Here is a 12921-nt window from a genome sequence, read left to right as displayed (position 1 = left end):
AGAGCAACTTTGGAGGTGGCCGAATGAACCCCGGCCTCGGAGATTCGGTGGTGCTCCGCTGGAGCCGTCACCCGCGCTGTGTCGGCCTCGCGCGCTGGGAGTTGCGGAGGGCGCTCGCCGGGTGGGGGCTCGCGCCGCTTGAGGAGGCCGCCGTGCTCGTGCTGTCCGAGTTGCTGACCAACGCCGGGCGCCATGCCCACGTATCGCCGGGGCGGGAGATCGAGACCTGGTACGTGCGGATGTCCGACACGCTCCGTATCGAGGTGCACGACGCCTCGCCCGTGTGGCCCGAGGTCCGCGAACCGGACCTGGAGTCGCCCGACGGCAGAGGGCTCGCGCTCGTCGCGGCGCTCGCGGACAGTTGGGGGGTCAAGGACCGTAACGGGCCAGGCAAGTTGGTCTGGGCGGAACTGTCGCTGCACGGATGACCCGCCCGAGACCGGGCGGGTCATCCGTGCACCATCGCGTCGCGAGGCTAGAGGCTCTTCGCGTACGGCGGCTCCGCCGCGGGCTCGGGTACGGGCGCCGGCGCGGGGCCGGACTCGCTCAGGCCGTACCGCCCGTGGAACTTCCGCAGCAGCGGCGGCGCGTACCAGGCCGAGCGGCCGAGCAGGCGCATCGCGGCCGGGACGAGGACACCACGTACGGCAACGGCGTCGATGAGGATCGCCAGCCCGCTGCCCAGGCCGAACATCTGCATGAAGCTGACCTTGGCCGTGCCGAAGGCGAAGAAGCTCACCGCGAGCAGGCAGGCCGCGGCTGTGACGATGCGTCCGGTGTGGCCGAGGCCGTTGGTGACGGCGGACTCGTTGTCCTCGCCCTGGTCGTGGAGTTCCTTGATCCGGCTGGTGACGAACACCTCGTAGTCCATGGAGAGTCCGAAGGCGATGACGAACATCAGCACCGTCATCGACGCCTCCATCGGCTGCGGTGTGACACCGAGCAGGGAGGCGAGATTGCCGTCCTGGAAGATCCAGGTCATGACGCCGAGGGTGGCGCCCAGGCTGATCACGTTGAGGACCAGTGCGCGGATCGGCTGGACGACGCTTCCTGTGAAGAGGAAGAGCAGGATGAAGGTGGTGACGGCGACCAGGGCCAGGGCGAGCGGGATCTGGCCGCTGATGGAGTCCTTGGAGTCGATCAGCACGGCGTCCGTACCGCCCACCAGGGGCGCCACCCCGGCCGGTGCGGCGACGTCGCGTACCTCCTTGACCAGGGTCTGGGCGTCGTCGGACTTCGGCTCCAGATCGCTGACCACGTTGAGGCGCTGTGCGTCGGGGCGGCTGAGGGCGGCGCTGCCGGGGCCGGGCGCCGCGGCCTTTCCGTCGGCGTACGTTCCGGTGCCGGCCTCGACGCGGACGACGCCCGGCAGGGTGGAGAGTTCGGTGGCGTAGGACTCCAGCGGGGCCTTGTCGACGGCCTTGTCGAGTACGACGTGGATGGCCGCCTCGTCGTTGCCGTTGAACTTCTCCCGCAGGACCTCCGAGACCTGGCGGCTCTTGGCGTCCTCGGGCAGGACGCGTTCGTCCGGGGTGCCGAGGGTGATGCCGAGCAGCGGGCTCGCCGCGAGCAGCAGCACCGCGAGTACGGGCAGCGCGGTGAGCGCGGGGCGGCGCATGACGGTGCGGGCGAGGCGTCCCCACAGGGGTGTGGAGGTCTGCGCGCGGGGCTTCTTGGCCCACGGCAGCCGCCCGTTGTTGACCTTGTGGCCCAGGACGACGAAGAGCGCGGGCATCACGAGCAGGGTGCTGATCGCGGCGATGGCGACGACACCGACGCCGGCGTAGCCGAAGGAGCGCAGGAAGTACTGCGGGAAGACCAGCAGCGCCGCCAGGGCGACGGCCACCGTGGCGGCGGAGAACGCGACCGTACGGCCCGCGGTGCGCACCGTGTGCCGTACGGCGTCGTCGACGCTCGCCCCCGTGGCGAGCTGTTCCCGGAACCGGCTGATCATCAACAGGGCGTAGTCGATGCCCAGTCCGAGGCCGAGCGCGGTGGTCAGGTTGGTCGCGGAGTTGGAGACGTCGGTGACGCCGCCGAGGAGGGCGAGTTCGGCGAACGTGCCCGCGATGGCGATGGTCCCGATGACCAGGGGCAGCAGGGCGGCGACGACGCTGCCGAAGACGACGAGCAGCAGGACGAGTGTGAGCGGAACCGCGATGGCCTCGGCCAGCAGGAGGTCCTTGGGCACCTGGGCCGACAGGTCGGCGCCGACGGCGGTGCCGCCGCCCGCCTGGATGGTGAGCCCGCCCTCGTACTTCCCGCCGTAGGTGTCGATGATGCTCTGGGCGCGCTTCTCCTGCTCCGTCTTCTCGCCCTTCACATGGGCGAGGACCATGGCCTCGCGGCCGTCCTCGGAGCGGAGGTCGGGGCTGTCGGTCTCCCAGTAGGAGAGGACGTTGTCGAGGCCCTTCTCCGCCTTGAGTTCGGCCACCAGGGCCTGGCCGCTCTTCTCGGCGGCGGGGCTGTCGACGCGGCCCTCGGCGGTGCGGACCAGGAGGATCAGATTGGTCTCGCCGCCGAACTTCTCCTCGATGACCTTGCCGGCCCGGCTGGACTGGGAGGCGGGGTCGTCGTAACCGCCGCCCTTGAGCACGCTGAACGCGCCGGCGCCGACGGCGCCCATGAGGGCCACGGCCACGACGGCGACGACGAGTATCAACCGGGCCCGGCGAATTGCCAGTTCGGCTATGCGATCAAACACGCGCAGGTTCTCCTTCGGAGAGGTTCCAGGGTGGGTGGGACCGGTGCGGTGTCGCACTCTTCGTCGCCGTGAGAGACGTTAGCCAGGGAGCGGAAGATTTGGCAGTGTTAGATTTTCCTCACACTTCCGCCGTTCCTGGTGACCTGTGCGGGGTGTCGTCGTACGGTCGCGGGATGCCAGACGAAGACGACCGCGTACCGCCCCCGCCCCCGCCCCTGCCCTCGCTGCGTGAGCGGCGGCGGGCCACCGCCACCCGGGAGATCCTGGACGCGGCCGAGTCCCAGGTCACCGAACACGGCTCCGCGGCCCTGTCACTGCGCGCGGTGGCCCGGAGCCTCGGCATGACCGTGCAGGCGCTGTACCACTACTTCCCCAGCCGGGACGCCCTGCTGACGGCGCTGATCACCAAGGCGTACGACGAGTTGGCCACCGCCGTACGGACAGCCGTCGACACCGCGCCGGCGGACTCGGACCGGCCGGGCCTGGTGATCGCCGCCGAGGGCTACCGCGGCTGGGCCATTGAGAATCCCGAGCTGTTCGAACTGCTCTACGGGACACCGCTGCGCCAGTACGAGGCGCCGCTCGACGGTCCGACGACCGAGGCCATGAACCGGATGAGCGCGATCTTCCTGCGCGAACTGTTCGGGGACTTCACCCCGTCCCAACTCGCCGCCGTCTCGACCCCGCCCCTCCCACCCCCGCTCCGGGCCCACCCGGACCACCTGCCCCCGGGCGGCCTGGGGGACCTGCCGCCGCCCGTGATCGCGCTGTTCATGAGCGCGTGGGGCCATATGCACGGCCTGGTCGTGCTGGAGGTGTTCGGCCACACGGCGTTCATCGGCGACCACCAGGCGGGGATCTTCCACCTGGCGATGCGCAACCTCCTCAAGGACATCCACAGCCGGATACCGGCACTGGAGGACCTGCCCGGCTAGGGAGCGCATTGGATCGTGATCGGTCCGCGAGTCTTGCCTGCGTGGCGGGGCCCGGACAGGTACACCTTCCTGTTCCTGGGTGACTCGCGTGCAACTGGCTGATTCGGAGCGGGAGTTCATCGAGCGGTATCCGCCGCTCGGCGAGTACGGCCCGTACCCCCCGAGCGGCGCACGCAACTGACACCGGTTCAGGGCCACGTGGGTACGGCGTTCGGGTCGCCTCGTATGCTGCGCTGATGAGCGATCAGAGGATGAACGCGCCCGTGGCGGGCGGCGTCGGGGACGCGGACGGGGCCGGGGCCGGGGCCGGAGTGCCCGCTCCAGGTGGGCGGCGCACGGGAAGGAGCGCCGGGGCGTCCGTACTCGCCACGCTCTGGGTGCTGCTGGTCGCCTGGGGGATCGCCGCCGGCAACACCGGACTCGCCTACGTCACGCTGGGCATCGACTTCGTCCCGATCGCGGCGGGCGTGCTCGGCTGCCTGGTCTTCCTGATCGTGCTGCGACTGCTCCACAGGGCGTGGTGGCTCGCCCTCCTCTCCGTGGTCCCCGCGCTCTTCATTCTCGTCGGATCCGTCCAGTACGCCCCCGAGGCGGCGCTCGACCGCCGTGGCGTCCGCGAGACCGTCACGATCACCGCGGACAGCGCGGCGGGAACGGCGAGCAAGAACCACCGGTTCACACTGGTCGGGCCGGACGGTGAACTCGACGAGACCCTTGAGTACCGGGGGAGCAACCCCGGCTACCGGGTGGGCGACCGCATCGAGATCCTCCGCGACCCGGAAGGCGCCGTCCCGCTGGAGGACGCCGTGGACGTCGACCCCGAAGGCAGGCTCGGCGGCCTCGTCACGGGAGTCGCCGCATGGACGGGCATGACACTGCTCGCGGGCTGGCGCGGCCATGTGCGCCGACGGGAGAACCGCCAGGCGTGGAGCGGCACGCTCTAGGAAGGCACGGACGGCGGGGGCCCCGTGCGGGACAGGGACTAGGGGGTGTCTGACAATTCCGGTCTGATCAGCGAGATTCGGCTGAGCTGGCAATCCGGAGGTGCGCCGATCGGCTGGGCGGACTGGGCAGTGGCTACGAACGGCGGGCCAGTAGATGGGTGTCGAGGAAGCCCCGATCAGAGGATGGATCGTGGAGCAGCCGGGCGAAGGGATCGAGCCCAGCATCGCCCAGCAGTTCGGCGAGGCGATCCACCGGCCAGCTGTAGGCGGGCGCCACCTTGTGGTCGAACCGGACCGGTACTTGTCCGTCGGTCCCGAAGAAGGAGACCAGGAGCAGACCGTTCGGTGCCAGGACGCGTACCTGTTCGGCGAGCAGCTCCGGTAGTTCCCCCGGAGGGGTGTGAATCATTGAGTAGTGGGCCAGCACGCCGCCGAGCGCGGCGTCCTCGATCGGCAGGGATTCCATCCGCGCCTCTTGGAAGCGCAGCGCCGGATGGGCCTGCCGGGCGTGGTCGACCATGCCGGGGGCAAGGTCTAGTCCGAAGGCGTCCAGGCCGAGTTCGTGCAGCATGGCTGTCAGATGTCCGGGCCCGCACCCGACGTCCGCTGTCCGCAGGTTGCCCGTCGCGCGCACCAGTTCGGCGAAGGTGCCGATCATGGCCCGGGAGAAAGGCTGTGTTTCCAGCCGGTTTGCGAACAGCGATGCGTACAGCTCGACGACACCCTCGTAGGCCGTCCTGGTCTCGTCCTGATGATTCGCCACGGGCAGGACTCTATAGCCGGTCTGATAATTGATCTTGTGGCAGGTCGAGGTGAGTTGACGGATGCGGCATGGAGGCGGATAGAGCCCCTTTTGCCTCAGGTGGACGGACGGGGCCGTCCGTGGCGTGATCACCGGCAGGTGGTCAACGGGGTGCTGTGGCGGCTGCGGACCGGGGCTCCGTGGCGGGATCTTCCCGGCCGGTTCGGGCCGTGGCAGACCGTCTACGAGCGGTTCGCCCGCTGGGAGGCGGACGGCACCTGGGCACGGTTGCCGGAGCACGTTCAGGTCCGCGATGACGCGGTGGGCCGGGTGGAATGGACCGTCTCCGTCGACTCCACCATCAACCGAGCCCACCAGCACGCAGTCGGCGCCCGCAAAAGGGGGATGTGAACGGGGACGAACTGGAAGATCCGGGCCGCTCGCAGGCGCGCCAGGCCCTCGGCCGCTCCCGAGGCGGACTGACCACCAAAGTCCATCTCGCCGTCGATGGCCGGGGCCCGCCCCTGTCGATTGTGCTCACGCCCGGCAACGTCAACGACGCGACGGCGTTCGGCCAGGTCCTCGACGGCATCCGCACCCCGCGCCTCGGCACGGGCCGCCCGCGCACGACACCGGACCGTGTGCTGGGTGACAAGGCGTATTCCAGCAGGGCCATCCGCCATCTGCTGAGGTGCCGGGGCATCGCTGCCACGATCCCCGAGCGCCGCGACCAGGCGGCGAACCGCCACCGACGCGGAGCCCTCGGCGGCCGGCCGCCGACCTTCGACAAGGTCATCTACCGCGACCGCAACGGCGTCGAACGATGCTTCGCCCGCCTCAAGCAGTTCCGCGCGATCGCGACCCGGTTCGACAAGCTCGGCGACCGCTACCGTGCCGGAGTTGTCCTGGCTTCCTTGATCCTCTGGCTCCGCGAGTCCACGGGGTAATCATTTGTCAGACAGGTCCTAGCCTGCTCCGGAACCGAGCTCGCGCCGGACGCGCGAGATGACGTGATGGGCGTCGGCGCCGTAGACGGCGGATGCCTGGAGCGTGTTCCAGGCGCGTTCGTAGGTGGCGATGCCGACGGCGTCGTCTATCCACAGTTCGGCGTGCCAGTCCTCGACGATGACGAGCCTTTCATCGAAGATCCAGAAGCCGTTGGCGGGCGGAATCTTCAACGGGGCACTGAACGGAACGATCCCGAGTTCCACCGTGTCCATACCGATCACACCCGTCAGCCGGTCGAGCTGCGCGGCGAGTACGGCGGGTGGGCAGACCAGGGCGCGCAGGGCCGCCTCCCACATGACGATCCGGTACCTGCCACCGGGCTCGTACAGACCGGCCTGTCGTTTCATGCGTGCGCGCACGGCGTCCTCTATGTCGCGCGGCGACTGATGCAGGTCCGCGTAGCGGGTGAAGATGTGCCGCGCGTAGTCGGCGGTCTGCAACGCCCCGACGACCATCGCACCTTCCCAGGCACGGAAGGTCTGTGTGCGGGCGAACTCCGCGTTGAGTGTTTCCTGTACGGCCCGGTGGCCGGAGGCCAGTTGACGACGCCACGACCGTGTATGGGACTCCAGAGCTGCCAGCCGCGAGGTGAGTTCCGCACCCGCGCTCGGATGGGCGGTCTCGTGCGCCCATCGACGCAGGTCGTCGGCTGTCGCGGTCTGCTTCCCGTTCTCAAGCTTGCTCACCTTGGACTGCGGCCATCCGAGGCGTTCCGCGAGCTGCAACCCGGTGCGATCGCCCGCCTTGCGCAACTCGCGAAGCCTCATACCCAGGGCCTCGCGAGCCACTTGATAGTCACTCACCGGGTCACTGCCTATTCTGCGGCTGCTACCTCTGCCGCGAACACTTCGTAGGGGACGGCGGAATGAAGCGCCGCGTCACGCGCCTGCGCGTAACGCAGAACCGCAGCCGGCTCCGTGATCAGTTCGACGTCGACCAGATTGTCGTCGGCGTCGAAGTTGAGCAGCGCGACGAGCCGCGAGTCGAGGATCCAGAAATCCTCGTCAGGCAGGCCGAGCCCGTCGGTGTCACCGCGTCGCAGGATACGGATGTCCTCACCGACCGCGCTGTTGCGCCTGGCGTTGTCAAGGAGATACAGCTGCCCGGTGGTCGGCGGACTGTCCACGATGCGTACGCGCCCGAACGTCTTCCCAAGCGCCACCTGTTCGCGCCGCTCGGCACACCATTCGACGTCGACGCCGTCCCACTGGACGGGCTCACCGCGGGTGAACTGGGCGAAGGTGTCGGTGACTTCGTCCGAGCCGTACCGGCGCCGGGTTTCGAGACGCCAGGCGGTGTGCTTGAAGGTGGTGAACAGACCGTCGAAGGCGGCCAGATCGATGATGTGCGGGGCGCGGTCCTTGGGGCCGAAGTCGGAGAGAAGCTCTCGCGGCACGACGATGGCCGTCTCTCCGGCGGAGAGATGCCGAAGCTGTGCGATGTCGCCGGGCTCGGCGAGCGGCGGGCCGTGCACGATGACCTCGCCCGTGTCGAGATCCTCATGGATGGCCGGGCACCCGTTGACGCCCGAGCCTGTTCCGTTGAAGCGGAGTCGACGCACCATGACCATGTCCTCTCATAGGGATGGCTTGCCCGTCCAGCATCATCGCGCGCGCGGTCCCGCACCACAGACTGCCTCTGCCCGCATGAGAATGACGCCGAATAACGGAAACGCCTCGGGAATATTCGAGAATCATTCACAATGCTCGTCGTGTCCGCTCCCTAACGTCCTGCTCATGGCACCTCCGGACGACACCCGTCCGCCGAGCGAAATGAGCGATCATGGGCTATCTGCGCCCCACCTTCGCATGGCTGGAGATCACCGGCCTCTGCAACGAGAACTGCCGCCACTGCTACGCCGGTTCCTCCCCCCAGGGCGATCACGGCAGCATGACCGTGGCCGACTGGCGTCGTGTCATCGGTGAGCTGAGAGAGATGGGCGTGCGCAACGTCCAGTTCATCGGTGGCGAACCCACCCTGCACCCGGCCCTGCCCGAGCTGATCCGGCACGCGATCGCCAACGGCATGCGGATCGAGGTGTTCTCGAATCTGTCCCACGTCGGCGAAGCGGTCTGGGCCGCGCTCCGGATCCCCGGCGTGCGGCTGGCGTTCAGCTACTACAGCGACACACCCGCCGACCATGACGACGTGACCATGACGCGCGGCTCGCACGCCCGCACCCGGGCCAACGTGGAGAAGGCGCGCGGCCTCGGCATCCCCTTACGCGGCAGTGTCATCGACGTACTCGAAGGGCAGCGCGGCGCGCAGGCCCGTGGTGATCTGCTCCAACTCGGCGTCCGCGACGTACGGACCGACCGTATCCGTCCGTTCGGCCGGGGCGCGGACGGCAAGGACCCGAGGCTGGACCGGCTCTGCGGGCGGTGCGGGCGGGGCAAGTTCGCCGTTTCGCCGGACGGGGAGGTGTGGCCGTGCGTCTTCGCCCGGTGGATGCCGCTCGGCAACGTACGGGAGCGGAGCCTGACCGACATCTATCTGGGTACGCCGATGCGCGCCGCCCGCGCGGAGCTTCAGACCGTGTTTCCCGGCACCGGCGTCTCGATGTCCCCCACCTGCCTGCCCGACTGCAACCCCGCCTTCGAGTCGTGCTCCCCGCAGACCGCGTGCGCGCCGGACGCCACGTGCGGTCCGACGGAGGGTGACGGAGTGGTCGGCGCGCCGGGACGGTCGGTGCGGTACTACGACCCCGGCGTCTCGGGTACGGATTGCTGATCGCGGGCCGGCCCGCTGTGCGCTTCCGGTAGCGTCGTCACCGTCCGCTCCGGCCCGCACACAGGGAGCAGTCCCCACCATGAGCAGTGAACTCCTCTACGTGGCACGCCGCGACGCCTACGCCGCGTTCCTCACCGCCGCCGACGCCGAGTCCAATGTGGCCTGGCACCGGCTGGACGGTCGGTTTCCCGACGGCGGCGCCGCCGTGGCCGCCGTCGATGTCGCGTATGCCGCGACCCGAGCCGCGTTCAACGTCATCGCCGTCGAGGGTGTCGGGCCCGTCGGGGAGGCCCGTGAGGTGCTGGAGCGGCTGGCCGCGATGCACAAGGACGGTGGTCTCGCGCCTGACTGGAAGGCGTTCAAGGGTGCCCGCGAAGCCTTCGTCGTCGCGGCGGCGGGGTTTCTCAAGTCGTCGCGCTGACCGAGCTATTCGTCGGTGACCGTCGACGCGTCCGGAAAGACCGCGCGGAGACGGGCGTGGCCCGGACCCGGGGCAGGCGCAGCGTCTTGACCGAGGGGAACGCCCGTGCCAGCGGCGCGGGATCGGTCGCCGTGTCCGTGTCATGGAGGCGCAGGCTGCGGAGGATCGGCCATCCGGCGTCCGGCCGGGAGTGCCCTTGTGCCCCGGGGCGGGCCTGAGTAGGGGTTGTCGTGGACACGTAACGCCGCAGGGGCGTGGTCGTGTGAACGGAGGAGGCGCACATGAGGAACAGACGTGCCACCCGCGTCAGATCGACGGTGATCGCGGGGGCACTGGTGGCGCTGGCCGCCGGGTTACTGACACCCGGCGCCGCGAACGGGCAGACCGTGGAGGGCCGTTCGGCAGGCGGGGCTGGGACGTACAGCGCCACGGAGCTGAACACGGTGCGCGGCGCCGTGGAGAAGGCGGACGTCACGGGCACGGCGTGGAACGTGGACCCGGTGACCGGCAAGGTGCTCGTGTCGGTGGACGAGACGGTCTCCGCGCGGGAGATCGCCCGCATCCGCCGCACCACGGGCGAGTTGGCCGGCGCGCTGACGTTCGAACGGATCCCCGGCGAGCTGGTCCTCGACGCCGAACTGCGGGAGCGGGCCGCCGAGATGACGCCGTTCGTGAAGGGCGGCGAATACATCTACGGCATCGACACCACGGCGTCGCTCGGCTTCAACGCCGCCTACAACGGCCAGGACTACTTCATCACCGCCGGACACTGCACCAACGACGTGAACCACTGGTATCTGGACCCGGCGCTCACCACCTACATCGGCCCCACGGTCGGCTCCAGCTACCCGGGCAACGACTACGGGATCGTCCGGTACGCCAACTCCGAGATCCCCCGGCCGGGCACCGTCCGGTGCGGGCAGAACGAGATCGACATCACCGGGTCCGTCGAGCCCAGGGTCGGCATGCCGTTCAACATCGCCGGCTACAACTGCCGCCCCGCCACCGTGCAGGCCGTGAATGTGTCCGTGAACCTCTCCAACGGCATCGTCAACGGGCTGTTCCGCTCGAACGGTTGCTCCGCCCCCGCCGAGAGCGGAACGGCGTCCTTCACCGGAAACCTGGCCCTCGGCCTGCGGTCCATCGGCAGCACCTCCTGCACGACGGGAGGCATCAGCTACTGGCAGCCGGTCAACGAGGTACTGACCGCGTACGGGCTCACGCTCACCTGACCGGGCGGGCGCCGGGCCGGCCCCACCCTCGTAAGTCCGCGCCCCGGCCCGGCGCGTCGTACGGGCGCGGCGTACGGCACGCCGTGGGAAAGGACTGGTGCGCTCCCGCGCCGAGGCACAGGATGATCCCCATGCCTGAATCCACTGCCTTCCACGACCTGGCGGCGTTCCTCGCGCTGCCCCGCGTCTCCTCGCTGGCCCTGTCGCCCGACGGCACCCGTCTGGTGACAGCGGTTCAGGAACTCTCCGCCGACGGCACCCGGTTCATCGGCGCGCTGTGGGACGTCGACCCGTCCGGGGAACGTCCCGCCCGGCGTCTCACCCGCTCCGCCCGTGGCGAGTCCGCCCCCGCGTTCCAGCCCGACGGGACCCTGCTCTTCCTCTCCGCCCGCCCGGTCGCCGACCCCGGTGAGTCCGACGGCGACAAGGGGGAAGCGGCACTCTGGAGCCTGCCCGCGGGCGGCGGCGAGGCGGCACAACTGCTGGCCAGGCCCGGCGGGATCGAGGAGTACGCGACGGCCGCCGGGGCGTCCCGGATCGCGCTGGCGGCCTCCCTCCTGCCCGGGGCGTCGAACTCCGAGCAGGACGCGCGGCTCCGCGAGGCCCGGCAGAAGGCCAAGGTGTCGGCGATCCTGCACGAGTCGACGCCGGTACGGAGGTGGGACCACGACCTCGGCCCCGGCGTCCCCCGGGTGTTCACCGTCCCGGTCCCGACCGCCGACGGCTCCGCCGACGCTGCCGTCAACGCCGCCGATGAGCCCGCGGAGGTGGACTGCGGGGAGCGCCGGCTCAGCGCGTACGACGGCATCGCGCTCTCCCCCGACGGTTCACTGATCGCCTACGGAGCGGCGGTCGGTACCCTCCCCGACGAGATCCGCGCCGCCGTCGTGGTGGCGGACGCCGCCACGGGCGAGCGGCTGCGGGTACTGGAGTCCCCCGACGCCGAGTTCGCCGCTCCCGCCTTCACCCCGGACGGCCGGTATCTGGTCTGCACCCGCGCGCGGCGGACCACCTGGGAGACTCCCGCCGACGTCACGCTGTGGCTGGTGGACGCCACCGACGACCAGGACCCGGGACGCGATCTGCTGCCCGATCTCGACCTGTGGCCGGGCGCCCCCGTCGTCTCCCCGGTGCCCGGCGACGACGGCACGCCGGTGGTCTACTTCACCGCCGACCGCACCGGGCACGCGCCGGTCTTCCGACTCTCCACCGGCAGTGGAGAGTTGACGGTCCTCACCGCCTCCGGCGCGTACTCCGACGTGGTCGTGGCCCCGGACGGCCGGACCCTGTACGCGCTGCGCTCGGCCGTCGACAGCCCGTCGGCCCCCGTACGCCTCGACGCCGCGACCCCCGACCAGCGGCCGGTGCCGCTGCCGTGCCCCGGGCAGGTCGCCGCGCTGCCCGGCAGCCTCACCGAGGTGCGTACCACCGCCGAGGACGGCACCGCGCTGCGCGCCTGGCTGGTGCTGCCGAGCGGCGCCGACGCCACCGCCCCGGCGCCGCTGTTGCTGTGGGTGCACGGCGGCCCGGAGACCAGCTGGAACGCCTGGCACTGGCGGTGGAACCCGTGGGTGGCCGCCGCCGCCGGCTACGCCGTACTGCTGCCGGACCCGGCGCTGTCCACCGGCTACGGGCAGCGGATGCACGAGCGCGGCTGGGCGCACTGGGGCGGCACGCCGTACCAGGACGTGCTGGCGCTGACCGACGCCGCGCTGCTGCGGGACGACCTGGACGCCGACCGTACGGCGATGATGGGCGGCTCGTACGGCGGCTACATGGCCAACTGGATCGCCACCCACACCGACCGCTTCAAGGCCATCGTCACCCACGCGAGCCTGTGGAACATGTACAGCTTCGCGGGCGTCACCGACTTCCCCGCGTACTGGATGCGACGGCAGGGCGACCCGCTGGTGCGCACCGAGCGATACGAGCGCGAGTCCCCGCACCTGGGGGCCGCGAAGATCAGCACACCGATGCTGGTGATCCACGGCGACAAGGACTACCGGGTGCCGATCGGCGAGGCCCTGGCGCTCTGGAACGACCTGGCGCGGTTCGAGGTCCCGGCGAAGTTCCTGTACTTCCCCGACGAGGGCCACTGGGTCCTCAAGCCGAACAACGTCCGCCTCTGGTACGCGACGGTGCTGGGCTTCCTGGCACACCATGTGCTCGGCGAGCCGTGGCAGCGCCCCGAGCTGGTCTGAACCG

General features: G+C 70.2%; 11 protein-coding genes and 1 pseudogene. 8 read left to right on the top strand and 4 right to left on the bottom strand.

The window, feature by feature from the left end:
• Positions 1-23 precede the first annotated feature (23 nt).
• Positions 24-428: an ATP-binding protein gene (locus ACFYNU_RS29475; RefSeq protein WP_356591664.1), complete on the top strand. Its 405-nt coding sequence runs from the start codon at positions 24-26 to the stop codon at positions 426-428.
• Between the two features lie 47 nt (positions 429-475).
• Here the strand turns inward: ACFYNU_RS29475 and ACFYNU_RS29470 are convergent, their stop codons facing one another.
• Positions 476-2704 carry an MMPL family transporter gene (locus tag ACFYNU_RS29470; protein WP_356591662.1) on the bottom strand — a complete coding sequence of 743 codons (2229 nt, stop codon included), beginning with the start codon at positions 2702-2704 and terminating at the stop codon, positions 476-478.
• Between the two features lie 173 nt (positions 2705-2877).
• Between ACFYNU_RS29470 and ACFYNU_RS29465 the strand changes: the two genes are divergently transcribed.
• Both ACFYNU_RS29465 and ACFYNU_RS29460 read left to right on the top strand, forming a co-directional pair.
• Positions 2878-3639, top strand: a complete 762-nt coding sequence (locus ACFYNU_RS29465; protein ID WP_356591660.1) for a TetR/AcrR family transcriptional regulator — start codon at positions 2878-2880, stop codon at positions 3637-3639.
• Between the two features lie 236 nt (positions 3640-3875).
• A complete protein-coding gene (locus ACFYNU_RS29460; protein ID WP_356591658.1) occupies positions 3876-4583 on the top strand; it encodes a hypothetical protein in 708 nt (235 codons plus the stop codon).
• Positions 4584-4716: 133 nt separating this feature from the next.
• Here ACFYNU_RS29460 and ACFYNU_RS29455 read toward each other — a convergent pair whose 3' ends face one another.
• On the bottom strand, positions 4717-5346 hold the full coding sequence (locus ACFYNU_RS29455; protein WP_069627400.1) for a class I SAM-dependent methyltransferase: 630 nt from the start codon (positions 5344-5346) through the stop codon (positions 4717-4719).
• A 36-nt stretch (positions 5347-5382) separates the two neighbouring features.
• Between ACFYNU_RS29455 and ACFYNU_RS29450 the strand changes: the two are divergent.
• Positions 5383-6294: pseudogene (locus ACFYNU_RS29450) on the top strand (IS5 family transposase).
• On the opposite strand, the gene ACFYNU_RS29445 reads toward ACFYNU_RS29450, so the two are convergent.
• Complete coding sequence (locus tag ACFYNU_RS29445; protein ID WP_356591784.1) at positions 6291-7100, bottom strand: helix-turn-helix transcriptional regulator; 810 nt, start codon at positions 7098-7100, stop codon at positions 6291-6293. The pseudogene ACFYNU_RS29450 and the gene ACFYNU_RS29445 sit on opposite strands and share 4 nt — an antisense overlap.
• Before the next feature lie 47 nt (positions 7101-7147).
• Entirely contained in the window at positions 7148-7897 is a 750-nt protein-coding gene (locus tag ACFYNU_RS29440; protein ID WP_356591656.1) for a DUF6879 family protein, read from the bottom strand.
• A 218-nt stretch (positions 7898-8115) separates the two neighbouring features.
• Here ACFYNU_RS29440 and ACFYNU_RS29435 point away from each other — a divergent pair, with 218 nt between their 5' ends.
• The 4 genes from ACFYNU_RS29435 to ACFYNU_RS29420 all read left to right on the top strand — a co-directional run bounded on the left by ACFYNU_RS29435 (position 8116) and on the right by ACFYNU_RS29420 (position 12917).
• A complete protein-coding gene (locus ACFYNU_RS29435; RefSeq protein ID WP_356591654.1) occupies positions 8116-9063 on the top strand; it encodes a radical SAM protein in 948 nt (315 codons plus the stop codon).
• Positions 9064-9142: 79 nt separating this feature from the next.
• The gene (locus tag ACFYNU_RS29430) at positions 9143-9484 is read left to right on the top strand and encodes a hypothetical protein (protein WP_356591652.1); all 342 of its coding nucleotides are present in this window, start codon (positions 9143-9145) and stop codon (positions 9482-9484) included.
• A gap of 281 nt (positions 9485-9765) precedes the next feature.
• Positions 9766-10716: a S1 family peptidase gene (locus ACFYNU_RS29425; RefSeq protein WP_356591650.1), complete on the top strand. Its 951-nt coding sequence runs from the start codon at positions 9766-9768 to the stop codon at positions 10714-10716.
• Positions 10717-10847: 131 nt separating this feature from the next.
• A complete protein-coding gene (locus ACFYNU_RS29420; protein ID WP_356591648.1) occupies positions 10848-12917 on the top strand; it encodes a S9 family peptidase in 2070 nt (689 codons plus the stop codon).
• Positions 12918-12921 lie beyond the last annotated feature (4 nt).

The organism is Streptomyces sp. NPDC006643 (assembly GCF_042870175.1).
Classification (GTDB): domain Bacteria; phylum Actinomycetota; class Actinomycetes; order Streptomycetales; family Streptomycetaceae; genus Streptomyces.
This window is presented reverse-complemented; position numbering and strand designations above follow the sequence as displayed.

Coding starts and splice junctions, on each gene's coding strand:
- ACFYNU_RS29435 (WP_356591654.1), top strand. CDS start 8,116: ATGGGCTATCTGCGCCCCACCTTCGCATGGCTGGAGATCACCGGCCTC.
- ACFYNU_RS29430 (WP_356591652.1), top strand. CDS start 9,143: ATGAGCAGTGAACTCCTCTACGTGGCACGCCGCGACGCCTACGCCGCG.
- ACFYNU_RS29445 (WP_356591784.1), bottom strand. CDS start 7,100: ATGAGGCTTCGCGAGTTGCGCAAGGCGGGCGATCGCACCGGGTTGCAG.
- ACFYNU_RS29475 (WP_356591664.1), top strand. CDS start 24: ATGAACCCCGGCCTCGGAGATTCGGTGGTGCTCCGCTGGAGCCGTCAC.
- ACFYNU_RS29465 (WP_356591660.1), top strand. CDS start 2,878: ATGCCAGACGAAGACGACCGCGTACCGCCCCCGCCCCCGCCCCTGCCC.
- ACFYNU_RS29460 (WP_356591658.1), top strand. CDS start 3,876: ATGAGCGATCAGAGGATGAACGCGCCCGTGGCGGGCGGCGTCGGGGAC.
- ACFYNU_RS29420 (WP_356591648.1), top strand. CDS start 10,848: ATGCCTGAATCCACTGCCTTCCACGACCTGGCGGCGTTCCTCGCGCTG.
- ACFYNU_RS29425 (WP_356591650.1), top strand. CDS start 9,766: ATGAGGAACAGACGTGCCACCCGCGTCAGATCGACGGTGATCGCGGGG.
- ACFYNU_RS29440 (WP_356591656.1), bottom strand. CDS start 7,897: ATGGTGCGTCGACTCCGCTTCAACGGAACAGGCTCGGGCGTCAACGGG.